Source organism: Massilia sp., assembly GCF_031995545.1.
Classification (GTDB): Bacteria; Pseudomonadota; Gammaproteobacteria; order Burkholderiales; family Burkholderiaceae_D; genus Telluria.
Genome location: NZ_DAMAGA010000006.1, coordinates 62,868 through 86,883, shown reverse-complemented (window position 1 = coordinate 86,883; position 24,016 = coordinate 62,868). Strand labels below are relative to the sequence as shown.

The 24,016-nt window shown below is 65.2% G+C and carries 20 protein-coding genes; 11 read left to right on the top strand and 9 right to left on the bottom strand.

From position 1 onward, the window contains the following. Window positions 1-190 precede the first annotated feature (190 nt). Complete coding sequence (locus tag RTQ83_RS06845) at window positions 191-1,696, top strand: DUF3369 domain-containing protein (RefSeq protein WP_312512498.1); 1,506 nt, start codon at window positions 191-193, stop codon at window positions 1,694-1,696. Between the two features lie 123 nt (window positions 1,697-1,819). Here the strand turns inward: RTQ83_RS06845 and RTQ83_RS06840 are convergent, their stop codons facing one another. From RTQ83_RS06840 to RTQ83_RS06830, 3 genes are all read right to left on the bottom strand, one after another. Then, entirely contained in the window at window positions 1,820-3,775 is a 1,956-nt protein-coding gene (locus tag RTQ83_RS06840) for an ATP-binding protein (RefSeq protein WP_312512496.1), read from the bottom strand. Between the two features lie 109 nt (window positions 3,776-3,884). Then, window positions 3,885-4,391: a hypothetical protein gene (locus RTQ83_RS06835; RefSeq protein ID WP_312512493.1), complete on the bottom strand. Its 507-nt coding sequence runs from the start codon at window positions 4,389-4,391 to the stop codon at window positions 3,885-3,887. A gap of 101 nt (window positions 4,392-4,492) precedes the next feature. After that, window positions 4,493-4,708 carry a hypothetical protein gene (locus tag RTQ83_RS06830; protein ID WP_312512491.1) on the bottom strand — a complete coding sequence of 72 codons (216 nt, stop codon included), beginning with the start codon at window positions 4,706-4,708 and terminating at the stop codon, window positions 4,493-4,495. 234 nt (window positions 4,709-4,942) lie between these two features. Here RTQ83_RS06830 and RTQ83_RS06825 point away from each other — a divergent pair, with 234 nt between their 5' ends. Then, window positions 4,943-5,320 carry a hypothetical protein gene (locus RTQ83_RS06825; RefSeq protein ID WP_312512489.1) on the top strand — a complete coding sequence of 126 codons (378 nt, stop codon included), beginning with the start codon at window positions 4,943-4,945 and terminating at the stop codon, window positions 5,318-5,320. Between the two features lie 70 nt (window positions 5,321-5,390). Here the strand turns inward: RTQ83_RS06825 and queC are convergent, their stop codons facing one another. After that, complete coding sequence (gene queC / locus RTQ83_RS06820) at window positions 5,391-6,107, bottom strand: 7-cyano-7-deazaguanine synthase QueC (RefSeq protein ID WP_312512487.1); 717 nt, start codon at window positions 6,105-6,107, stop codon at window positions 5,391-5,393. Window positions 6,108-6,508: 401 nt separating this feature from the next. On the opposite strand from queC, the gene RTQ83_RS06815 reads away from it, so the two are divergent. The 7 genes from RTQ83_RS06815 to RTQ83_RS06785 all read left to right on the top strand — a co-directional run bounded on the left by RTQ83_RS06815 (window position 6,509) and on the right by RTQ83_RS06785 (window position 15,353). Then, complete coding sequence (locus tag RTQ83_RS06815) at window positions 6,509-8,308, top strand: autotransporter assembly complex protein TamA (RefSeq protein WP_409456086.1); 1,800 nt, start codon at window positions 6,509-6,511, stop codon at window positions 8,306-8,308. Next, window positions 8,308-12,765 (top strand): translocation/assembly module TamB domain-containing protein, encoded by a 4,458-nt coding sequence (locus tag RTQ83_RS06810; RefSeq protein ID WP_312512482.1) that lies wholly within the window; start codon window positions 8,308-8,310, stop codon window positions 12,763-12,765. The genes RTQ83_RS06815 and RTQ83_RS06810 overlap by 1 nt, the downstream gene beginning before the upstream one ends. A gap of 657 nt (window positions 12,766-13,422) precedes the next feature. After that, complete coding sequence (locus RTQ83_RS06805) at window positions 13,423-14,055, top strand: NF038120 family PEP-CTERM protein (protein WP_312512480.1); 633 nt, start codon at window positions 13,423-13,425, stop codon at window positions 14,053-14,055. A gap of 52 nt (window positions 14,056-14,107) precedes the next feature. Then, window positions 14,108-14,263 carry a hypothetical protein gene (locus RTQ83_RS06800; RefSeq protein WP_312512478.1) on the top strand — a complete coding sequence of 52 codons (156 nt, stop codon included), beginning with the start codon at window positions 14,108-14,110 and terminating at the stop codon, window positions 14,261-14,263. Continuing rightward, window positions 14,264-14,626 carry a GNAT family N-acetyltransferase gene (locus RTQ83_RS06795; protein ID WP_312512717.1) on the top strand — a complete coding sequence of 121 codons (363 nt, stop codon included), beginning with the start codon at window positions 14,264-14,266 and terminating at the stop codon, window positions 14,624-14,626. 33 nt (window positions 14,627-14,659) lie between these two features. Then, window positions 14,660-14,974 carry a hypothetical protein gene (locus RTQ83_RS06790; protein WP_312512477.1) on the top strand — a complete coding sequence of 105 codons (315 nt, stop codon included), beginning with the start codon at window positions 14,660-14,662 and terminating at the stop codon, window positions 14,972-14,974. Window positions 14,975-15,008: 34 nt separating this feature from the next. Further along, on the top strand, window positions 15,009-15,353 hold the full coding sequence (locus RTQ83_RS06785) for a hypothetical protein (RefSeq protein WP_312512475.1): 345 nt from the start codon (window positions 15,009-15,011) through the stop codon (window positions 15,351-15,353). Between the two features lie 32 nt (window positions 15,354-15,385). Here RTQ83_RS06785 and RTQ83_RS06780 read toward each other — a convergent pair whose 3' ends face one another. Then, window positions 15,386-15,925 carry a DUF4256 domain-containing protein gene (locus tag RTQ83_RS06780; protein WP_312512473.1) on the bottom strand — a complete coding sequence of 180 codons (540 nt, stop codon included), beginning with the start codon at window positions 15,923-15,925 and terminating at the stop codon, window positions 15,386-15,388. Window positions 15,926-16,283: 358 nt separating this feature from the next. On the opposite strand from RTQ83_RS06780, the gene RTQ83_RS06775 reads away from it, so the two are divergent. After that, window positions 16,284-17,867, top strand: a complete 1,584-nt coding sequence (locus RTQ83_RS06775) for a sensor domain-containing diguanylate cyclase (protein WP_312512470.1) — start codon at window positions 16,284-16,286, stop codon at window positions 17,865-17,867. A gap of 18 nt (window positions 17,868-17,885) precedes the next feature. Here RTQ83_RS06775 and RTQ83_RS06770 read toward each other — a convergent pair whose 3' ends face one another. Further along, the gene (locus RTQ83_RS06770) at window positions 17,886-18,068 is read right to left on the bottom strand and encodes a hypothetical protein (protein WP_312512468.1); all 183 of its coding nucleotides are present in this window, start codon (window positions 18,066-18,068) and stop codon (window positions 17,886-17,888) included. 120 nt (window positions 18,069-18,188) lie between these two features. On the opposite strand from RTQ83_RS06770, the gene RTQ83_RS06765 reads away from it, so the two are divergent. Beyond that, window positions 18,189-18,707, top strand: coding sequence for a hypothetical protein (locus RTQ83_RS06765; protein WP_312512465.1), 519 nt, complete (start codon window positions 18,189-18,191; stop codon window positions 18,705-18,707). A gap of 249 nt (window positions 18,708-18,956) precedes the next feature. Here RTQ83_RS06765 and RTQ83_RS06760 read toward each other — a convergent pair whose 3' ends face one another. From RTQ83_RS06760 to RTQ83_RS06750, 3 genes are read right to left on the bottom strand one after another with little or no spacing between them, the layout of a single operon-like run. Then, window positions 18,957-21,782, bottom strand: coding sequence for an ATP-binding protein (locus RTQ83_RS06760; RefSeq protein WP_312512463.1), 2,826 nt, complete (start codon window positions 21,780-21,782; stop codon window positions 18,957-18,959). An 8-nt stretch (window positions 21,783-21,790) separates the two neighbouring features. Further along, window positions 21,791-22,528 (bottom strand): hypothetical protein, encoded by a 738-nt coding sequence (locus RTQ83_RS06755; RefSeq protein WP_312512461.1) that lies wholly within the window; start codon window positions 22,526-22,528, stop codon window positions 21,791-21,793. After that, window positions 22,525-23,910: a hypothetical protein gene (locus RTQ83_RS06750; protein WP_312512459.1), complete on the bottom strand. Its 1,386-nt coding sequence runs from the start codon at window positions 23,908-23,910 to the stop codon at window positions 22,525-22,527. Before RTQ83_RS06750 ends, RTQ83_RS06755 begins: the two co-directional genes overlap by 4 nt. Window positions 23,911-24,016: the final 106 nt, after the last annotated feature.

The window sequence follows — 24,016 nt, the reverse complement described above, 5'->3', positions numbered from 1 at the left end:
TTGTGTACTGACTGCAACGATTCATTCCGTGTGAATGAAGTTGTGACATCTTTGAATCACAACTTTAATATTGCGTATTGTTACAGGTCATAGGTCGTACTACAATCAAGTTGATTCTAGGCTACTTTTTGATGTTTAAAATAAAGTTCGCCTGGCAACTAACTCTGGCCCAACGATATCGGAATCGTCTATGTCCTTCCTCTCTTCCGCCACGCCCAAGCTCGCACCATGGAAAGTTCTGCTGGTCGATGACGAACCCGATATTCATGACATCACCAAGCTGACCCTGTCGCGCTTCCGCCTCGACGGCCGCGCCCTGTCATTCGTGCATGCCTATAGCGGCGCCGAAGCCAAGGAAGTGCTGGCGCGCGAAAGCGACATCGCGCTGGTGTTCCTGGACGTGGTGATGGAGCGCGAAGACAGTGGCCTGGAAGTGGCGCGCTGGATGCGCCAGGACCTCGACAATCAATTCACCCGCATCGTGCTGCGCACCGGCCAGCCGGGCCAGGCGCCCGAGGAACGCGTGATCGTCGACTACGACATCAACGATTACAAGGAAAAGACCGAGCTCGACCGCACCAAGCTGTTCACCACCACTTTCGCCGCCCTGCGCGCCTACCGCGACATCATGAAGGTCGAGGAAGCGCGCCGGGTGCAGCAGACCTACCGCGAAGGCCTGGAGCGCGTGCTGGCGGCGTCCAGCCACATCTTCCAGCAGCGCAGTCTGAAGGACTTCGCCAACGGCCTGTTGCAGCAGGTGGTGGCGCTGCTGCGCCTGGAGCAGAGCATGCTGCTGCGCCTGAAGGCGGCCAGCGTGATCACCGGCGAAAGCCAGTACGAAGTGCTGGCCCAGATCGGCGACATGGGCGAGGACGAAATGGGCCCGGAACTGATGGCCCAGCTCGACGACGCGCGCAAGAACCGCATCTCGCGCCTGCACGGCGACACCTACGTCGGTTACTTCCCGAATGCCAGCGGCAAGGCGTCGCTGCTGGTGCTGAAAGGCGTGGAAGAGATTTCGGACATCGACGCCCAGCTGCTCGAAGTCTTCTGCTCGGGCGTGGCGATCGCTTTCGATAATATTCTGCTGAACCAGGAAATCACCGATACCCAGGCCGAGCTGATCCTGCGCCTGGGCGACGTGGTCGAATCGCGCTCGCACGAAGCCGGCAACCACGTGCGCCGCATGTCGCAGGTGTGCCACATGCTGGCCCAGGTGTCGGGCATGCCCGAGGACGAGACAGCGGTCCTGATGCATGCCGCGCCGATGCACGACGTCGGCAAGATCGCCACGCCCGACGCGGTGTTATTGAAACCCGGCCGCCTGACCGAGGACGAATGGGAAATCATGAAGCAGCACCCGACCGTGGGGCTGCAGATCCTGGACGGCTCGCAGCGGCCGATCCTGAAGGCGGCGGCGGTGATCGCGCACCAGCACCACGAGCGCTTCGACGGCAACGGCTACCCGCAAGGCTTGCGCGGGCACGACATCCACCCGTATGCGCGCATCGTGGCGGTGGCCGACGTGTTCGATGCGCTGAGCCACAAGCGCTGCTACAAGGATGCGTGGCCGCCGGCGAAAGTGACCGAGCATTTGCGTGAAGTGGCGGGGCATCATCTCGATCCGTATTACGTTGACCTCTTGATCAAGAACATGGATCGGGCGCTGGAGATCAACGCCAAATGGCCCGATTGACGCTTTCGTAGGGTTGGCCTAGGCGGCCCCGCGCTTCGCCGCCGACGCGTTCAACCCACGTTTGCACGGCCGATCACGCGTTGTTTGAACGCGTCGGCGGCGGAGCCGCCAACCCTACGATGATTACGCTGCCGCCTTTTGCTTGCGCTGCGAACGCGGAAAGCGCAGGTGATAGCGCAGCCCTTCACCCGGCGCGCTCTCGACCCGCACCGTCCCGCCCAAGGCTCCGGTCACCAAGTTGTACAGGATGTGCGCCCCCAACCCACTACCGCCGGTCCCGCGCTTGGTCGTAAAGAACGGATCGAACAGTTTGTCCAGCGTGTCCTTGTCCATCCCCGCCCCATCGTCGGCATAGTCGAACACCACCCAGTCATCCGCCTCCAGCGCCGCGCGCACCGTGATCTTGCCGCTTTGGTCGCGCTCGAACCCGTGCACCAGCGAATTCATCACCATATTGGTCACGATCTGCGACACCGCCCCCGCATAACTGTCCAGCACCAGATCCTTCGGACAGTCCACCTCCACCTTCACCGGCCGCCCTTTCAGCTTCGGCTGCAATGACAGCAGCACCTCGTTCAGGTAGGCCTGCAGATTGAAGCTGCGGATGTCGCCCGATGACTGGTCCACCGCCACCTGCTTGAAGCTGCGCACCAGGCTGGCAGCGCGCTGGGTGTTGGTGGTCAGTATCCGCAGCGACTGGTCGACGATGTCGAAGAAGCTGCCCAAGCTGTCCTCGGTCATCTCTCCCGCCGCCAGTTCCTCGCGCGTGAGTTTCAGTTCCTGCACCAGGTGGCTGGTGGCGGTGACGCAGATGCCCAATGGGGTGTTGATCTCGTGCGCCACGCCCGCCACCAGCCGCCCGAGCGAGGCCAGCTTCTCTTGCCGCACCAGTTCCGACTGCGCTTCCTGCAGCGCGTGCAGGGCGTCGTTCAGCGCCGCATTCTGCTGCTCGAGTTCGAGCTTGGCGCGGCGGATGCGGCGGTCGGCCTGCATGCGCGCGATCGCCACCGCCACATGGCTGGCCATGAAGGCCAGCAGGTCGAGCTCGGCCTTGGTGTAGACGATCGCCGGGTCGTAGCTCTGTACCACCAGCACGCCGTAGGGCTGGTCGTGCACCAGCATCGGCGCGCCCATCCAGCTGGCGATCTCGGTATTGCCGAGCGGCCCGGTGACGATGCCGTTCGCCACCAGCTGGCGGAAACTGCCCTGGTCGTGCAACTGCGCCTGCTTGCTGGACAGCACATACGAGCACATCGCCATGCCGAACGGGAAGCGCTGCAGCGGCGGCGCGGCGTCCTTCTGGTCGACGAAATACGGGATGCTGATTTCCTGCGTGTCCGGGTGGTACAAGCCGATCAAGAAATTGTCGGCCACCATCAGCTCGCCGATGATGCGGTGCAGGCTGGCGCTGAGCTGCTCGGTGTCGAGCGCCTGCGCCGACAGGTCGGCGATCTGGTACAGCGCGTGCTGCACCTGCTCGGCGCGGCGCCGTTCGGCCACCTCGTGCGCCAGCGCCGCGGTGCGCTCCTGCACCGCGCGCTCGAGCCGGTCCATGCTCTGCAGTCCTTGCAGCGCGTTCGAGACATGGTTCGCGATCAGGGCGAACAGGGCCTCGTCCTCGGCACTGTAGGTCTGTGCGGTGGAATAGCTTTGGATTACGATCGCGCCCAGCACCTGGTGGTTCTGGTCGAGCAGCGGACAGCCCATCCAGTGCTCGGGCGCGCTGCCGTTGCCATAGCTGGCGCCGTCGGCTTCGCGCGCGGCGAAGTCGGCGCCGGTCAGGGTCAGGGGGATGCGGTTGAGCAGCACCCAGGCGGTGGGCGATTGCTCGGGCGAGGCCAGGCGGATGCGGGCATTCGGGTCAGGCCCTTCATCGGCTTCGTCGACGAAATACACGAAGCGCACGGTGCCGTCTGCACGGTCGGCCAGCGCCACATAGAAATTGGCCGCATACATGATGCGGCCCAGCGCTCGGTGCACGGCCTCGATGAATGCGGTGATGTCGCTGCAGCCGGTCGACAGTTGCCCGATCTCGAGCAGCATCGACTGGACCGCTTCCAGCCGGTCAAGACGTTCCATCCCATCCCCTACACAAATTAGCTGTGGAATTAAAAATGCGCAGAGGAAATATTAGCAGCTTGCCGGGGCGCTGGAGCGGCCGCCGGCAGCTAAATGTTGCGCTTGAAAATTACTGACGCGGTGCGCGGAAATCGTTCTCGATCCAGGTCTGGGCCGACGCCTGGGTCAGCTTGAAGCTGGCAGCCACGCGCACCCGTGCCACCTGCTCGCCCATCTCATCGGTGGCGGCCAGCATCGCATACGGATCGTCGTCGTCCGGCACGATGTCGAGCGTCACCTTCAGCTCGCCCTGTTCGGTCATGATGTACAGGTTCTTGTGCAGGATCGCGTGCATGTGCTGCTCGTGGCGGCGGATCACCTCCGAGGCAGTCTTGATCAGGGTATTGAAGGCGTTGACGTCGAGCGGCTTCGGGTTCTTCTTGTCGCGGCCCATGGTCCAGGGGCCGACCAGCGCCGGTTCCGACACGCCGTCCTTGTACATCGCCACCGCCCAGCCATCGTCGTCATCGTTCTTGATCACACGTGCGGTCCAGCCGTTGCCCTGCCACAGGCGCGGTTCCTGCACCGGGCCGTTCTCTTCTTCTTCGCCGTCGAAATCGTCGGGTTGTTCGTTCATGGTGTCGCTTTCCTCTGGCGCGATTGCGCCCAAAGCCAAGATCATAGAGGAAACCGGGCCCATGAAAAAGCCCGCGTGTGCGGGCTGGCCGGCGCAGGCGTTCAGGCCATGCCGACGCAGCGCCAGCCCGGCCCCGGTGGCGGTGTCAGCGGCGGGCCGACCGGTGTCTGGCGCGGATCGATCGGCGGCAGCGGCGTGTGCCGGTTGAACGGATTGATGATGATCGGCGGGATGGCGGGCGGCGCCGATGGTGGATCTTTGGGACCGCTGTTGGCAATGGCCAGGTGGTCCCGGATTCCATGAAACAAAGCGTACATAGGATCCCCCTGTAACAGAGCAGGCTGTCAGTATAGGAAACCTCGTTGGCATTGCAAGCTGAAATTACCGACGCTGCCGGCAGGAATTTTTACCTCGGACTTTCATCGCGCCTACGCACGGCTCATCCCGCTAAACATGCAGACTGTCGCACGCCGCTGGCTGGCGCGTGCCCACATGCCTACAGTACAACCATCGCAAGACACCACACAACGACCTCCCGAGGAGAACACATCATGAAACGCGCCGCCCCCTACGTCATCCTGCTCCTGTTTGCCATGGTGCTGTGGAACGCACTCAACTGGGGCGGCGACGCCAACATCTATTTCGGCGACGATGAGCTGGACGGCCCGCTGGGCTTCCTGCTGGCTACCCTGTTCGCCGGCGGCGGCACCCTGATCGCGGTGCTGGTGACGGCCGTGGTGGGCGTGGTGCTGGCGGTGGTGTTCGCCGGCGTCGGCGTGATCGTGATCGGCGCGCTGTGCGTGGCGGCCCTGACGGTGGCGCTGGCGGTCTCGCCCCTGCTGCTGCCGCTGGTGCTGCCGCTGGCGCTGATCTGGTACTTCATGCACCGTTCGCGCAAGGAACGCCTGGAAAAGGCCGTCGCCGTCTGAACGAACACGACGACTTCCCTTCGACTTCCCTTCATGACCGGGTTTCGACCCGGTCTTTTTTTGCCCGCGTTCAGGCGGCCTTGCTGGCCACGTACTGCTCGTAGCCGCGCGCACGCAGTGCGCAGGCCGGGCACACGCCGCAGCCATGGCCCCACGGATGCGCTTCGCCGCGCTCGCCCAGGTAGCAGGTGTGGGTGTCGAAGCGGATCAGGTCGACCAGTGCGTCGCCGCCCTCCTGGCGTGCCATCTCCCAGGTCTGCGACTTGTCGATCCACATCAGCGGTGTCTCGACCTTCAGGCGCGTCGCCATGCCGAGATTGAGCGCCACCTGCAGCGCCTTCATGGTGTCGTCGCGGCAGTCCGGATAGCCCGAGAAATCGGTCTCGCACATGCCGCCCACCAGCACGTTCAGGCCGCGCCGGTAAGCCACCGTGGCCGCCACCGTCATGAACAGCAGGTTACGGCCCGGCACGAAGGTGTTCGGCAAGCCGTTCTCCTGCATCGCGATCTCGACGTTGCTGGTGAGCGCCGTGTCCGAGATCTTCGAGATCAATGACAGGTCGATCATGTGATCCTCGCCCAGGCGTGCATCCCATTCAGGATTCAGGGCGCGCATCTTGGCCAGCAGGCCCGGACGCACCGACAGTTCGATCGCATGGCGCTGGCCATAATCGAAGCCGATCGTCTCGACCCGCGCATAGCGCTGCAGCGCCCAGGCCAGGCAGGTGGTGGAGTCTTGGCCGCCGCTGAACAGGACGAGCGCGGTATCGGAAGAAGGCATGGTCATGATGGTGATGGAAATGAAAACCGGCAAGGAAACCGCGAATTCTGGCACAAATCGCACACCCTCGCGCGATCGACGCAAAGGAACAAACGCTGAGCACTGAGGCGCACACACAACATTACGCGTCCGACATCGACTTTGCCAATCAGATAAGATGACAAGGAGTATCCCTATGGAGTTCCACGTTGCCCAACCAATCGATATCCCGCCGCCTGCGCCCTCTTCCCCACCTGCTGCTGGGCGCCGGGGTATTGCTGCTGTCGACACCATCGTTCGCGCAGGAAGCTGAACCGGCCACTGCATCGGCTACTGCGCCGGCCGCTGCACCTGCCGCTGCACCTGCAAATACGCAGCCGGCCGAGCCTGCCGTCGCCACGCAGCAAGCAGAACAAACCAGCGCCACATTGCAGGCCGCCGGCCCGCAAGGCGTCGACTACCGCGTGCGCATCGACGCCCCGCGTCAATTGGAAGACCTGCTCGAGGAAAACCTCGACCTGATGCGCTGGCGCGGCAACAGCCGGGTCGACCTGGAACAGCTGCAGCGCCTGATCAAGGAAGCGCCGGAGCAGGTGCGCAAGCTGATCGCCACCGAAGGCTATTACTCGCCCAAGGTCTCGGCCGGCCTCGACACCAGCGGCGCCCAGCCCGAAGCGCGCGTGATCGTCGATCCGGGCGAGCCGGTGACGGTCGGCGACGTCGACCTGGTGCTGCAGGGCTTCGCCCCGTTCGAGGAAGGCGGCGCGCCGTTCGACGCCGCCGCCCTGCGCAACCGCTGGAGCATGCCGGTCGGCGCGCGATTCCGTATGGGCGACTGGGAAGACGCCAAGCGCGGCCTGCTGCGCGACGTGGCGCAGACGCGCTTCCCGCGCGCGCGCCTGGTCGAGACCAGCGCCACGGTCGATCCCGATTCGCGGCGCGCGCTGCTGCGCGTGGTGATCGACAGCGGCCCCGAGATGCGCTTCGGAGAAACGCGCATCCGCGGCCTGAAGCGCTATCCGCCCACCGTGATCACCAACCTCAACAAGATCAACCCGGGCGACGAATACAGCGAAGCCGCGCTGCAGGCGCTGCAGTCGCGGGTGCAGGACACCGGCTACTTCAGCAGCGTCGAAGTCAGCGTCGACATGCGCGCCGTGCTGGCCGCCGAGATCAAGGACATCAAGGAAGACGACGACCTCGACGCCAACCCGGCCACGCCGGCTGTTCCTGATACGTCGGTCACCACCCCGGCCAACGGCGCCGGCCCCACCACCTTGCCGGTAGTGATCCGCGTGACCGAGAACAAGCAGAAGAACGTCGAGGCCGGCCTGGGCTTCTCGACCGACACCGGAGCGCGCGCCCAGCTCGGCTACGACGACCTGAACGTGTTCGGCAAGCGCTTCAAGAGCGACCTGATCTACGAACAGCGGCGCCAGACCGCGCGCGGCGAATTCTTCTGGCCGACCACGAGCAAGGGCTACAACGACAGCGTCAGCGCCGGGGTCGAACGCGAAGACCTGCGCGGCGAAATCACCACCCTGGCCAGCATCGCGGCGCGGCGCGCCTGGGGCTCGCCCCTGCTCGAACGCAGCCTGACGCTCGAAGTGCTGGCCGAAAAGCGCGAAGTGCAAGGCCTCGATCCGACCTACACGCGCAGCATCCCGCTCACCTACAGCATCACCCGCCGCAAGCTCGACAGCCTGATCCAGCCGACCAACGGCTATGTGGTCAACGCCCAGGTCGGCGGCGCGGTGCTGCCGATTTTGACCGACGAAAAATTCCTGCGCGGCTACCTGCGCGGCATCGGCTACAAGCCGCTGGGCGAAAAAGGCACGCTGGTGCTGCGAGGCGAGCTGGGCGCGGTGGTGTCGAAAGAAAAACTGGGCGTGCCGAGCACCTTCCTGTTCCGCGCCGGCGGCGACCAGTCGGTGCGCGGCTACGGCTACCAGGAACTGGGTGTGCAGGAAAACGGCGCCACCGTGGGCGGCAAAGTGCTGGCCACCGCCAGCGCCGAATACCAGTACTGGTTCAAGCCGCCCTGGGGCGCGGCCGTGTTCTATGACGTCGGCAATGCCGCCGACAGCTTCGGCGCGATCAATCCGAAATCGGGCTACGGCGTCGGCGCGCGCTGGCGCAGCCCGGTCGGCCCGATCAACGTCGACCTTGCCTACGGCCACGCAGTGCGCAAGGCGCGCCTGCACTTCTCACTTGGATTCACGTTCTGATGGCTACCCCTGACAACAACGCCGCGCCGGACAATTCGTCGGCCCCGGCACCCAAGCAGCGCAAATGGCCGCGCCGCGTCGCCATCGGCGTCGCGGTCACCGGCGTCATCATCGGCGGCACCCTGTGGTACCTGGGCCGCGAGACCACGCTGCAGATGATCGCCCAGCGCGTCGCCAATTCCACCGGCGGCAAGCTGACCCTGCAAGGTGTATCCGGCTCGCTGTACGGCGCCATGCACATCGAGCGCCTGGTGTGGCGCACGCCGGAACAGGTGATCACGGCCGAGAAGATCGACGTCGACTGGTCGCCGGGCCAGATCCTGTCGCGCGGGATCCTGGTCGACAAACTGTGGGCCGCCAGCGTGCGCATGCAGACGCTCAAGGAAAGCGAGGATGAGCCGACCGTGCTGCCGGAAAGCCTGGCGCCGCCATTCAAGGTCGAGCTGGACGACGCGCGCCTGGCGCGCATGACGATCGTGAACCTGGCCGGCGCCGAAACCCGTGTCGACAATATTCGTGCCCGCGTGAAAGGCGACAAGCAGACCTGGGTGGTGCAGAACGCCGCGGCCGCGACGCCGTTCGGCCAGGTAGCCGCCAACTTGACGCTGGGCGCGCAGCGCCCGTTCAAGATTGGCGCCACCGGTAGCCTGACCCAGTCGCAGGCCAGCGCCGGCGCGCGCGCCGCGCAGCTGAACCTGAAAGTGGGCGGCGACCTGCAGAACGCGACCCTGGTCGACGCCACCGGCCAGGCCGGGCGCGCGGTGGGCGACGCCCACTTCGAGATCGCGCCGTTCGCCGAGATTCCGCTGCGCTCGCTGCGCCTGAGCGGCCGCAACGTCGATCCGGGCTTCTTCAACCCGGCGCTGCCGACTGCCGACCTGACCTTTGCCGTGGCCGGCAAGCTCGACGCCAACCGCAACATCAGCGGCAACGTCGACATCAGCAACGACGGCCCGGCCGGCACCATCGACCAGCAACGCCTGCCGCTGCGCGCGGCGCGCGGCCAACTGGGCGGCAACCTGTCGGCGCTGCAGGTGTCCGACGTGCTGCTCGACTTCGGCGCGGCCGGTAAATTCACCGGCACCGGCGGGGTCCAGCGCGGCAAGGACGAAGAAGGCATCGGCACCGCGCGCTTCGCGCTGCACACCGACCGCATCGACCTGAAACAGATACACTCGGCGATGAAGCCGACCGCGATCAAGGGCGACATCGCCGTCACCAATGAAGCCACGCGCCAGACGCTGGAAGCGAACCTGGCGGACGCCGGCCTGCGCCTGTCGGCCCTGGCCACGCTCGAGGACAACGTCGCCACGCTGCGCGAAGCACGCCTGTCGGCGGGCCGCGGCAGCGTGAGCGCCAGCGGCAGCATGAACCTGGACGACAAGAAGGAATTCAAGGCGACCGTCACGTCGAACCGGTTCGATCCGTCCGAGTTCGGAGACCTGCCGGCGGCCGACATCAACGCCACCATCAACGCCGCCGGCGCCGTGGCGCCCGAGTGGCGTGTGGATGCCGATTTCGCGGTGCGTAACAGCCGCCTGATGAACCAGGCCCTGAGCGGTAAAGGCAAGCTGTCCGCCGACGCCAAGCGCATCAGCGGCATCGACGCCGACCTGGCGCTGGGCCAGAACACGGTGGCGCTGAACGGCGCCTTCGGCGGCGCCGGCGACCGCCTGACCTGGCGTCTGGACGGGCGCCAGCTGTCCGCCGTGCGCGCCGATCTGTACGGCGCCGTGGTCGCCAAGGGCGTCGCCACCGGCACCATGGCCGCGCCGCGCACCACCTTCGAGGTCGATGCCCAGAACCTGGGCTGGGTCGCGGCCCAGCGCAAGACCGGCAGCGGCAACCTGCGCGCTTCCGGTGAAGCCTGGCTCGGCGGCCCGGAAGACGCGCGCGCGGTGGAGGTCAAAGCCAGCGGTTCGACCCAGCGCTTCAACCCGGCCGCCTTCGGCTCACCGCTCGCGGCCAGCATCAATTCCACCTTCGGCGGCAGCGGCCGCGCAGGCGCCGACTGGCGCGGCAACGTCGACCTGCAGGTGAAGGATTCGATGCTGTCGAATTCGCCGTTCTGGGGCCACGCGCGCCTGAACGCCGACCGCCGCCACGTGTCGAATGCCGACGTCGACCTGCACGTGGGCCCGAACGTGATCGCCGCGAAGGGCGCTTTCGGCGCCGCGCGCGACACCCTGAACTGGCGCATCGACGCGCCGCAGCTGGCCGCGCTCGGCCCCGAGTTCGGCGGTGTGCTGCGCGGTTCGGGCGCCCTGTCCGGCAGCGCCGACACGCCGTCGCTGACCGCTTCGCTCGAAGGCCAGAACCTGAAACTCATGAGCGTACACACGGTGCGCGCGCTGCGCGCCAGCGCCAACCTGGGCGCGGGCCGCGGCGCGGCCGACCCGCTGGTGACCGACGTGCAGGTGACCGACTACGCCAGCGGCGAAACCCGCGTCTCGTCGCTGCGCCTGCAGTCCACCGGCACGCGCGGTGCACATACGGTGCGCCTGTCGGCGGTGGGCGACGCATTCGATGCCAACACCGAGATCCGCGGCGGCTTGAACCGCGACACCTGGAGCGGCACCCTGGCCGCGCTGCAGAACCGCGGCCGCTACGCCATGTCGCTGCAAAAGCCGGTGCCGATCACGATCGCCGGCGCACCCGGCTCCGGTCCGATGGGCCTGGCCAGTCCGGAACGCATCGCCTTCGATGGCGCCGTGATCCAGCTGGCTTCCGGCAGTATCACCGTCGACACGCTCACCAAGAACGGCCCGCGCTGGGCCAGCCGCGGCCACGCCGACAATGTGCCGCTGACGTATCTGGCCCAGTTCTCGCCGGCGATCCGCGAGAACGCACGCGGCGACCTGACCCTGGGCGCAGCGTGGTCGGTCGACATGCGCGCTCCGCAGGCGGAAGGCGCCGCGCCTTCGCTGGCCGGCAACGTGCGCGTGTTCCGCGAACGCGGCGACGCCATCGTCGGCGGCGACACCCCGGTGCCGCTCGGCCTGCGCCAGTTCGAAGCCAGCGCCGACGTCGCCGGCAGCGGCCTGCGCGTGAAGCTGGACCTGGACGGCACCCGCACCGGCCGCGCGAATGTCGAAGCCAATGCCCAGATGCTGGGCGGCCGTCTGGAAAAGGACAGCCCGCTGCGCATGACGGCGAATGCCGACATGCCGTCGATCGCCTGGCTCGCTTCGCTGGCCGGCCAGCCGGGACTGGAACTCGACGGCGCGCTGCGCCTGGCCCTGAATGCCGGCGGCACCATCGGCGCCCCGAGTCTGAACGGCGACATCAACGGCGACCGCCTGGCGGTGCGCTGGGCCGAGCAAGGCGTGCGCCTGCAGAACGGCCAGCTGCGCGCGCAACTGGGCGGCGACCAGCTGCGCCTGGAACGCCTGACCTTCCAGGGCCGCCAGGGCAGCGCCGCCGCCAGCGGCTACGTGCGCTTCGCCGACGGCCAGCCGAGCGCCGAAGTGCGCCTGGTGCTGGACAAGCTCGAAGCGCTGTCGCGCCCTGACCGCACGGTGCAGGTCAGCGGCCAGGCCTCGCTGGTGCGCGACGCCAGCCGCTTCGCACTGGAAGGCAAATTCCGCGCCGACCGCGCCCTGATCGAATTCGCGCCCGAGGGTGGCCCGACCGTCTCGGACGACGTGATCGTGCTCGGTCGCGGCGCCGAGAAGCCGACCCCGACCTCGAAAGAGAAGGAAGTGCCGCTGACGGTCGACCTCACCGCCGACCTGGGCGACGAATTCCGCCTGCGCGCGATGGGCATCGACGCCACCCTGGCCGGCAGTGCGCGGGTGCGCATGACGGGCTCGGGCCAGCCGCGCATCAACGGCACCATCCGCGCCCTGAACGGCACCTACGCCGCCTACGGTCAGCGGCTGTCGATCGAGCGCGCCAACCTGACTTTCAGCGGCCCGTACGACAACCCGTCGCTCGACGTGCTGGCGGTGCGCAAGCGCCCAGAGGGCGAGCAGCTGTCCGAGACCAACGTCGAAGCCGGCGTGCAGGTGCGCGGCACCGCGCAGTCGCCGACCGCGCGCCTGGTCTCGACCCCGAACGTGTCGGACAGCGACAAGCTCTCGTGGCTGGTGCTGGGCCACGGCATGGAAACCACCAGCGGCAGCGAGAAGGACGTCCTGACCGCCGCTGCCGGCGCCCTGCTGGGCGGCAAAGGCGGCACCGGCGGCTTCCAGACCAAGCTGGCCACCTCGCTCGGCGTGGACGAAGTGGGCCTCAAGCAGCGCGACATGGGCAGCGATGCCTCGGCGCTGGAAAGCACCGTGGTCACGGTCGGCAAGCGCATCTCGTCGCGCGCGTACCTGAGCTTCGAGCAAGGCACCAGCACCGCCTCGAGCCTGGTCAGCCTGCGTTATAAACTCAACCCGCGCATCTCGCTGCGCTTCCAGACCGGCACCAACAGCGCGCTCGACGTGCTGTATTCGTGGGCCTTCGACTGAGTCTCTTGTGGGGCTGGCACTTGACGGTGCCGGCCCCGCCACATCACACCTCGCCGTCGTCTGATGCGCGCGGCAAATATTCTCCCGATATCCCGATCGTTCGCTACGAGCAGCCGAAGGTCCTGGGTGAAAGTGCTTGGGCAATGACATAAGTCGGTCCACAGACACGGCTGCCCTCGCTGCCGCCAAACTACGCCCGAATACATCCAGTATCGACTCAAGCAGCCATTAAAACTGTTCGATTACAGGGGCTGCCACATGTCATTACCTGTTCCTGCCTCAGCCGATTATCAGGCCGAAGCTATTACCAATTTATCTTGCGCTGTGAATAAAAAAGTTTTCCGAAAATAATATCTAGCGCAGCCTGTCGATATTCCTTACACATACACATTAATACAATCTCCAATAAATTATTCGTATAGGATTGGTGCGTTAATTCCATATCGGGCCGCAGGCATTGAATCGCTTATTAATGATTGCTCTTCAATATCCTTTTAACGTCCAGTGAGATTCATTTCCGGGATTTTCTGTTAAAGCCACCCTTCTCAAAAGGGTAACGAAAGCCGTTGTAGATGTTCAGATTGTTCATCCAGCCAGCGTACAAAACATGTCCGCACGCGGTTTGTTAATAGTTCTCATTTTAGGAAGAAGCCAACCATGATCCGAAAAGTAATGATGGCCGTAACAGCTGCCTTGTTGACCAATTCCGCAGTAGCGACGACGATTGACTTCGAGTCCAATGACGGTCTTTGGAGCTGGAACGACAGCTTTGTCGAAGATGGTTTCAGGATAACTCATTCATCGATCAGCGAATTCGGATTTTATCTGGTAGATAATCCTGCCGACCATCTAGGCATGTGCAATCCCGGGTGTCCTTCAAATGGAACGACTGCGTTTTATGGTTTCAATGAGAGTAGCATCACCTTCAATCTCATCAACAACGGTTTGTTCTCCTTCACGTCATTGGACGTTGCCAAGGCCTTTATTGGAGACGGCAAGCCCGTGACCTTGACGCTGACAGCGATGGGATTGAATGGCCTTATAACGGACACGATCTTCGTGGAAGAAAGTCTGGCTGAATCATTTTCAAATTTTAATTTCAGTAACTTCACCAACATTTCGTACTTGACGATCACGGGTGGACAAGAATTCCCGGAATTTTCAATTGACAATGTCGTCCTCTCTCCAGCAGAGGTTCCAGAACCTGCGTCCTGGGCAACACTGATTGCCGGCCTCGGCATCATTTCCTCGGTTCGCCGCCGGCGCTTGCCGCGCGGCCCTGCCCGATAGAGTCCTGGCTCGGTAGATAATATCGAGCCCACACTCTCGAGGCTTTCGTGCCATGCGATATACCACTCCCAGGCTGCTCCTGCGCCCACCGATGGAAGACGATGTAGCGCCGCTGTACGCCATCTACGGCGACGCCGCCACCAATACCTTCAATCCGGCCGGTCCATTGCCTGACCTCGAACGCGCACACGCCGTGCTGTCTGGCTAGCTGGCGCAATGGCGCGCACGCGGACTGGGACCGTGGGCGATCGCCGCGCGCGACGATCCGGCCCGCGTGATCGGCTTTGGCGGCATCTCGCTGCACACTTACCTGGAGCAGGAACGCGTCAACCTCGGCTACCGCTTCGCCACCTCGGCCTGGGGACGTGGCTATGCCACCGAGCTGGGACACGCCGCGCTGGCCTTCGGCTTCGAGGATCGCCGCTTCAACGAAATCTTCGGCCTGGTGCGCCCGCAGCATGCAGCGTCGATCCGGGTACTGGAAAAGATCGGCATGGCGCGTTTCGCTACGCTCGACGATGTGCCGGGGCAAGCGCCCAGCCTGGTCTACCGCGCCATGCGGCGCGGGTGACCGAATGTTGCAATACTCCTCGATGAATACAGCATGACCCATCAAATCAATGCAGTTGCCGTCGACGAAGGGACTATTCTGATCGACGGCCACACGGTGACCGGTATCGATGAAGCAGCCGAAGTGCTCGCCCTGGCGCTGCAAAGCGATCCGAATGTCATTCTCTTGATTGAGTCGACACCGACTGCGCATTACAGGGCAATAGGAATGGTGATCTATGCCAGCCAGCGGGTCGGCGTCCCTCTGGGAAACATCAGGTGGACGACAGACGATGGCGATGTAATCAGCTTTGGCGACTTGAAAGCCCGGTCCAATGGTCAGGTTCGGCCAGAAACAGACGTATATTGACGGCTGTCTTCAACACAAATTACATAAACAAACCATGAAAATTCCTGCACTACGCATCGAGGTGAATGGCGAGCTCATTGCGTTCGCTGGTGCGGAAGGTCTCGACATCCTTTCTGGCCAAGTCGTCTTTGGTGCCAGCCCAACCGGTGGTATCGAAGTATCGAGAGTTGCGCTTGGCGTGATGGGGCTTGTTGCTCACGATTCGAGTCCGCGACAACTCACTTGGGGAAACGGAATCAGACTGGCGCCAGGTGATCGAGTAACCTTCGAAATCGTAGAAGTGGAACAGCCGAGTCCACCCGACCAAATCGTGGGCTCGCCGACTTCGGACGAGCTTGCTGCGGCAGCAGCAACTGAAAAAAGCAGACACCAGCGCTGATGGAGCGCGGCGGCTAGCCGTCCGCTACGTCCTCAAACACGCAGCAGCGCCCGAAAACCACGCACCGCATAGTACGAGTCGGCGCCGTTGTGATACACGAACACGCGCCCGTAGCGGCGGTCGCCAAACAGCGCGCCGCCCTTGGCGCGGACGTCGGGCGGGGTCGCGATCCAGCTCGACGTCTTGGTGTCGAATTCACCCAGCTCCTGCAGCGCGCGGTATCCCGCCTCGTCCAGCAGCTCGACACCCATGCCGGCGGCCAGGTCGAGCGCGCTGCCGTGCGGCTTGTGCTCCTTGCGCGCGTCGCGTGCGGCGCGGTCGTAGCACAGGCTGCGGCGGCCGCTGGGCGTCTCCGGCGCGCAGTCGCAGAAGGTGATGCCGTCGCCGTCGAGCCCGATGACATCGGGCTCGCCGCCGCTGGCTTCCATCGCGCCGAGCGCCGCCAGCGCATCCGGCCTGGCGTCGAGCCGGGCCAGCACCGCATCCCACGTCAGGCGCGCATGGCGCCGCATATTGTTGTCGAAACGGGTCTTCAGTACAGCAAGCAATTGATCGCGATCCGTGGATGGCATGGCGGACTCCCTGATGACTGTGACGGCTTAGAACCTATCCCAGTAGGCGGGGGGAAGCTCATGGCGATGCGTGGCAAACGCAGGCAAGGCGCGAGGAGGCCGTGTGGCTGGCCACACAACGACGAGCAACGCCGCCTGCGCTTGCCAGGCGCGCCAGGAGCGACTCCCGACTACTGGGATAGGTTCTTAGCGTAGCACGCGACACCGGGACGCGGCCGGGCTGTGCGCAGGGATGCGACACTGCCCGCATTCTGGTGCCAGAATGTCAGTACGCGACAAAGATCTTTCCCGAAAGTTTCCGTTGCGGCGGGAGGTCTTTCCGCGCATTCCGATCGCACACCACCAGACGTGAGGCACGTTGAGACCAACGACCGAACACCCGGACAGCCATGTCAACCGCCTGAGCGTCAAGCGACGTCCGGTGGTGCGGCTGGTCGTCGCCGCCACGACGCTGGCGTGCGTGCTGCTGGCCGGCTTCACCGCCTGGTTCGTCTGGCAGTCGTACCGGAACCAGATCCGCCAGACCGAGGTCGCCAATACCAACGTGGCGCGCATGGTCGGCGCCCAGGTGGAAGCGGCGATGAAGACCACCACGCTGGCGCTGGCCAATGTGGTCGAACGGGTCGAGCATGACGGCACCGGCCCCGACGCCCTGGCGCGCCTGCAGCGCCACCTGGTCGAACTCACGCGCACCACGCCCGAACTGCACGGCATCTTCGTCTACGGTGCCGACGGCACCTGGCTGGCCACTTCGCTGGACGGCGGTGCGCGCGGCAACAATTCGGACCGCGCCTATTTCCAGTATCACCTCCAGCATCCCGGGCGCGACCTCTACGTCGGCCACCCGGTGAGGAGCCGCTCGACCGGGGTCTGGGTGCTGCCGCTGTCGCGCCGCATCGACCATCCCGACGGCAGCTTCGCCGGCGTGGCCCTGGTCACGCTGAAGGTGAATTTTTTCGAGCGCATCTACGACGAGCTGGACGTCGGCCGCACCGGCACCGTGCTGCTGGCGCTGGCCGATGGCACGGTGGTCTACCGCCGTCCGTTCGACGAGCCGCTGATCGGCACCAACCTGAGCCATGGCGCCGTGTTCCGGGCGATCAGGGACAAGCCGGCCGGGTCGGATTTTCTGGTAGCCAGGGTCGACAATATCGAGCGCCTGTACAGCTATCGCCGGGTCGACGATTACGCCTTCGTGATCGCGGTCGGCCAGACCCGCCACGAGCTGCTGGCCAACTGGAAGCGCTCGAGCATCCTGATCGTCGCCGTCGCGGTGCTGATCGCTCTGGTGTTCGCCCTGTTCGCGAGCCGGCTGGTGCGGCAGTTCCTGATCCGCGACCGGCTCGACATGAAGCTGCGCGCCTATTCCGAAGACCTGCAACGCGACAATCTGGGATTGCAGCAGCTGGCACATACCGACAAGCTGACGCAGCTGGCCAACCGGCGCCGCTTCGACGACATGCTCGAGCACGAACTGCGGCGCGCCCGGCGCGGCAATACCGCCCTGGCCCTGCTGCTGCTGGACGTGGATCATTTCAAGCGCTTCAACGACCGTTATGGCCATCCGGCCGGCGACGCCTGCCTGCAGGCCGTGGGCCGCATCCTGGCGGCGCAAGCCAACCGCAACCGCGACCTGCCGGCGCGCTACGGCGGCGAAGAGTTCGCCGTGATCCTGCCGCACACCGATGCGGCCGGCGCGCTGGCGGTGGCGGAACGCATCCGCACCCAGATCCAGGCCATGGGGCTGGCGCATGCGGATTCGCCGTTCGGGGTGGTCACGGCCAGCTTCGGGGTGGCCGCCGTGGCGCCGCCTTACGGGAGCGATGACGATGACGGCGCTGCCGCCCTGCTGGCTACGGCCGACGCCCACCTGTACCGGGCCAAGGAGGCGGGACGCAACCGCGTCGTCGGCGCTGCGGCGGACGACGGCGCGCCTGCCTGAAGCGGCCTGGTTAGCCGATCAGCTCGGTTTGGGATCCGGCACCGGATCGTCGTCCTGCGGCAGGTGGACCGGCTGGTGGTGCGGATGCGGGGTGTCGAACGGTTCCGGCATCGGGTCTTCGGCCGGCGCCGGATCGGGCGCGCGGTGGGCATGGATGGCCGGATGCGGTGGTGCCGGCAATGGCGTGGACATGGCGTGCATGGGCGGTTCTCGCTGTTGGACATCGGATCGGCCAACCTTACCACGCGCCTGTACCGCGCGGCGCGCGGCGGCGGTCGGCTACAATGCGCAGATTCCGAACATTGCCTGCCCTGCCGCACCATGGAAATCACGATCACCACGTTGGCCCTGCTCGCCCTGACCCCGCTGCTGGTCTGGCGCATCTACACCCGCATCAAGAGCCGCATGGTGCGCCAGCGCTCGATCGCCTCGCGCCACTACACTGGGGTGCTGGTGTTCGGCGCCATGATCCTGGTGCCGGCGGCGCAGCTGCTGGGCAACCCGTACAACCTGGCGGCGCTGCTGGTCGGCGCGGCGGGCGGCATCGGCTACGGCATCTGGGGCCTGAAGCTGACGCGCTTCGAGACCGGCGCCCAGGGCTACTGGTTCACGCCGAACGCGCGGCTGGGGATCGTGATGGCCATGATCCTGGTGGCGCGGCTGCTGTATTACGGCGTCGATATCTATGCCAACCAGGGCAAGGGCGTGCCGACGCCGCAGCTGACCGAGTCGCCGCTGACCATGCTGTGCGTGGGGCTGACGGCGGGATATTTCGGGTGCTATTCGGTGGGCTTGCTGCGCTGGCGGCGCCAGAAGCGCAACGAGATCGATGCGGTTTGATTCGCTCGTGCGTGGTGCGTGGATGCGTTGTCGCTGGGCTGCGTAAACTTGGGTCCCCGCCTTCGCGGGGATGACGTTCGAACGTACGTAATCGAAGTCGGGCTGTCGATTATTCCACCGCCCTAAACCAACGTCATCCCCGCGAAGGCGGGGACCCAAGTTCGCAGCGCACCAGCACTGTTAAACCACAGCTGCGCACATGAAAAAAGGGACCCATCCGGGTCCCTTCTCCTTTGTAGCCAACCACAATCAAGCTGCCGCCTTCTCCGCTTCCTTGCGACGCTGCAGCACGAAAATCGGCTGCGCCCACTGCATGTCCTTCTTCTTCTTGCTCGTGATGAGCGTCAGTTCCGAAGGGTCGTAGACGTCGGTATTGTGCGTCAGCGGCGTCGTCATCAGGTACTGGGCGTCGGTGTTCTTCAGGAACTCGCCGACCAGCTGGATGTTGCGGATGTCCAGGTGGGCGAACGGTTCGTCGATGAACACGAAGCCGCCCGAGCCTTCTTCCGACTTCAGCAAGCCAATCAACAGCACCAGCGACTTCATCACCTGCTGGCCGCCCGACGCCTCGCCGTCGTTCATCCCGATCTGGTCCTTGCCGTCGAACTTGAAGCGCACGTGCAGGCCGGCCTGCGCCAGCTGCACGTCGTCGTTCTCCAGGCGCACCGGGTCGGCCTGGACGTCGATACCGGCCAAGGCTCCCAACTCCTTGATGTTCTTGGTGTAGGCCTTGATCGTGTAGCGCAGGCGTTCGATGTACGCCCCGCGCGCGTTGCCGGTGGCTTCGATCGCGCGGTTGTTCTGGTAGCGGCGTTCCTCGGTCTCGGTCTGGCGGCTGTCCAGCTGGTCGTTCAGGCGCTGGTACTGGTCGATCACGGTCGCATCCAGTTCCCAGTCTTCGCGCGTCAGCGATTGCTCGAGCGAACCCAGACGCAGGTTGACCTGGTGCGCGTTCTGGTGCTTGGCCACCAGGTCACCGCGCCAGTCCGGATTCTTCCAGTTGGCCGGGACCGACCGCCAGCTCCGGCGCAGGTCGAGCAGCGCCTTGGCGTGCTCGCTGCGCTGGTCGATCTGGCGGCGGTGGTTCAGGCGCATGCCGGCTTCGGCTTCGGACAGCGACATGCGCGCGTTCTGCCATACGGTGTCGGCGCGGGTGCGGTTCACGGTGGCGTTCTTGCTCAGGGTCTGCAGCTCGCCCAGACGCGCGCCGACTTCCAGGCGCTCGGTCTTGAGCGGTGCGATCGCGCGCGCCGCTTCCTCGAACTCGGCCTGCCGCGCCGACAGTTCTTTGGCCGCGTCGACGCCGGCGATGCGCGCCTTCAGGCCGCCCACTTCGGCCGCCAGTTTCGAGATCGCCAGCGTCAGCGCGTCTTCCTTCTGTTCCAGCGCCGGCAGCGATTTCTGGATTGCTTCCAGACGCTGGGTTTTACCAGCGGCGCCGAAGCGGTAGCGCGACGGCTCGACGAACAGCGAGCGGCCGCCGCGGCGTTCGCGGTGGTAGGCGTCCGGCGTGATCCATTCCTCGGCGCGGCTCTTGAAGCCGTCGTCGACCGAGTCAACGCGCTCGATGCGTTCCAGCTGGTCGATCAGCCAGCCCGGCGCTTTACTGGAGAAGCGCACCACCGACAGCAGGCTGTCGTCCTTCACCACCGGCGCGCTGACGCAGTCCGGCACGATGAAGTGGCGATAGCGTTCCTTCTCGGCCAGGCGGTAGGCCGCCGGCGCATCTTTCGCGTTCTCCAGCAGCACCACCGAGGCGTAGCCGCCCAGCACACCCTCGACCGCACCCTGCCACTTGGGGTCGGTGACTTCGACGATATCCGACAGCATGGCGTGGGCGATGCCTTCGTCGCGCAGCGCGCGGCGCATCAGGCGCTGTGCTTCCGGTTCCGGCATCGCGCTCTTGCCCTGCAGTGCCGAGATGGTCGCCAGCTCGCCGGCAATTTTCGTCGAGATCGATTCGCGCGCGCTCTTCTGGCGCGCCAGCTCGGCTTCTCTTTCTTCCAGCTGCTTGGCCACTTCGGCGATGTCGGCGCCGGCATCGGCCGACAGCTTCTGCAGGCGGTCGCGCTGTTCCAGCAGGCTTTCCAGAGGCTTCAGGCGCGTGTTGACTTCGCCCAGGCGCTTGGCCAGTTCGGTATTTTCCTGCTCCAGTTCCGTTTCCAGCTTCTGCGCTTCGGTCAGCGCGCGCTGCTGCGCGGCGAGCTGGCTACGCTTCTCGGCCAGCTGGCTGTCGGCCTGCTGCAGGGGCTTCCTTGCTTCGCGCAGGTTGCGGCTGTTGGCCTGCGCCTTCTCGCGCGCTTCGTGATATTCCAGCGCCGGCAGCACTTCTTCGCGCAGCGCCGCCTTTTCCTTGTGCAGGTCGGACCACTGGTGGTAGTTGGCCACGCGCAGGCGCAGACCTTCCAGGTTGATGCGCGAGGTTTCCAGTTCGGCTTCGAAGCGTTTCAGTTCCGTCTCGGTGTCGCGCTGATGGCGCTTGGCTTCGTCGTAGGCGTCCAGCACTTCCTTGTCGCCGAACACCTGGAACACCAGATCCAGCAACTGACGCGGCGCGTATTCGCACAGCTTGTCGGTCTCGCCCTGCTCCAGCGCCAGCACTTTCGACATCGCCGGCGACAGGCCGGCCGACGCCAGGCGCTTGCGATAGTTCTCCACGCCGAGCCAGTCGGTGGCTTCGGTGACTTCCTCGATCTCGACGTTCCCCGGCCGCATCAGGTACTGGCGCTTCCAGTCGCCGCCGTTCTTCTGCACCTGGCAGAACAGCGTCACTTCGTCGTCGGCGAAGAAGCCGGAATGGCGGAACGGACGGTTCGACAGCTGGCGCCCGATCGGCTTGTTGTCGACCACCGCGCGCAGCCAGGCGCTCTGCTGGCCCGAGTGGCGCGCATAGTGTTTATAGGTGCGCCCCATCGAGCAATCGAGGCCGAACAGGGTGCGCATCGCATCCAGCAGCGTGGTCTTGCCCGAGCCGTTCTGGCCGGCGATGGTGATGATCTTGGCGTCGAGCGGGATGTTCTTGATCCGCTGCCAGTAATCCCAGTGGACCAGTTCGAGTGATTTAATGTGGAACATCGGCTATCTCAATTCGTGGTGTCTGGGGTGTCGGCGCTGTCGGCGGTGTCGGCAACTGCGTCGTTGGCGGCTTCCGATTCAGGGGCATCGTTTGCCGCGGCCTTGCGCGGCGCGGCGGCGATCGGCGCGCGCTTGAACACTTCGGACAGCGCGCCGTTGATGATGCGTTCCTTGAGCACGTCGGTGTCCATCATCAGGTCCAGCAGCGGGCCTTCCAGGATCACGTCGCCGCGCCGTTCGATGAAGCCGAGTTTCGACAGCACGCCCAGGTTCATGTCCATGCGCGTCTTCTTGCCAAGCTTGTCGCCGAAGTCCGACAGCAGCGCGGTGTACGAAATGCCGATCGAGGTGTCTTCGGCGCGCGGGATCGGCGTGTCCTTGTCGAACATGTCCGATTGGTCGTCGATCACGGTGGTGTGGGTCTCCTGGCGCTCGCGCTTCGGGAGAATGATCTGCGCCCACAGCACCACCAGCAAGGCCACGCCGTCGCGCGTCAGGCCGAAATTATTGTTCTGCCAGATGTCCTTGGCGCCGAAGATCTTCGGCTCGACGTTGCGGTGCAGCGCGATGGTGACGTGGTCGGCATAGACGTTGTCGAGCAGCTTCAGGCCCGACTCCAGCAGGCGCTTGTCGACTTCGGCGCGGAACTGGTCGTCCGACAGCGCGCGCTTGACCATCTTGTCGTCGCGGCGCAGGGTCTGGTGCGTGAGCAGGCGCGCGATCAGGATTTGTGCATCGTCATTCATTTGGTCGTGCCGGTGTCGGTTAAGTCGAGATTGATGGAAAGCGTGGCGATCGACATGGCCGCCACTTCCGGGTCGTCCAGCGCGATCATGTCGTCCTGCGCTTCGAAGCTCAAAGGCAGGCGCGCCAGGTCGGCGGTCGCGCCCTGCAGGCTGGCTTCGGCGGCGTCGCCCAAGAGCGGCAGCATCGAGGCGCGGTACGACGCCACGGCGAAGCTGGCCGGCAGCAGGGACTCGTGCAATTGAACCTTGCGCGGGCCGACTTCGGAGAATTCGGGGAAGTTGCCCAGGTTGGCGAAGTCGGCCAGCTTGTTGATCCAGTCGTTCAGCTCGACCATCATGGCCGGGTTGTCGTTGACCGTCAGCGGCGCATCCTGGCCGCTCGGCAGGCCTTTGGGGCCGGTCGAGATCACGCGCTCGGCCAGCAGCTCGGTCTCGGCCACGTCGATCATCTCGGCCGGGGTGCCGAACAGCGGCGTCACCGGACGGTCGATCGCGCCCACGGCCAGGCTAGCCAGGTCGTCGTGCGCCAGCAGCCAGCGCTTGACGTCGGTCGTAGAGAGACCCGACTGGCCCAGGTGCACGCGCTGGCGCTCGATCTGGTTCAGGGCGCGCGAGAACATGCCCTGCATGTTCAGCAAGGCGCTTTGCGCGCGGCCGATCGCCTGCGCCGCGCGGTGGGTGGCGCTGTCCGCGCGTTCGTCCGAGGTGATCGCGCGCAGGATCACGGAACCCTTCTCGACCCAGTCGCACGCCATATGCCACTTGGCCTGCGAGGTGCGCAGGCGGAATTCGGAACCGGAAGCGATGGCGTCGCGGAATTCCTCGGTCAGTTCGACCAGGCGCCCCAGCAGGTGCTTGAGCTGGTCGACGGTGACGCCGCCCACGGCCTGGGCGCCGGCCACCTGCGACAGCAGGAAGCCCATCTCGGCTTCGTCGTCTTCTGGTTTACCCAGCGCCAGCAGGGTTTCCAGTGCCGCCAGCACGTTGCGCGCCAGCGGCGTGATGCGGTACACGGCGGCCGGGGCGTCCCAGGCCAAGAGGCCGTGGCCGCGCAGGCGGTTCAGCACCGTTTCCAGGCTCTCGGGAATCAGGTAAGCCAGCTTCTGGTTGATGTCGGCGCGTGAGAACGCCGAGCTGGCGGTGTCGCCGGCCAGTTCGCGCAGCACCAGGAGGCGCACCAGCACGCCGTCCTGGGTGCCGTGGAACAGGGCGGTGAACGCCGACAGCATCGGCTGGGCGCGCTTGAGGTGGAAGACCTGCTCGATCTCGTCGGGAGCGATGCCTTCGTGGAAGTGCGCCTGCAGCGGGTCCAGCTGTTCCGGATCCTGCGTCGCGGTCTGGGCGTCGGCAGCGAGGGCCGCGCCGGCAAGTGGGTCGATCATCGTCTTGGTACCAGTCTCGTGCGCGGTCTGCACGGGGCGCTGCCTTGCTGGCCAGGCCCGGGCGGTGCCGCGGGGGCGTCAGTATAACAGTTTAGACTGGGCAATT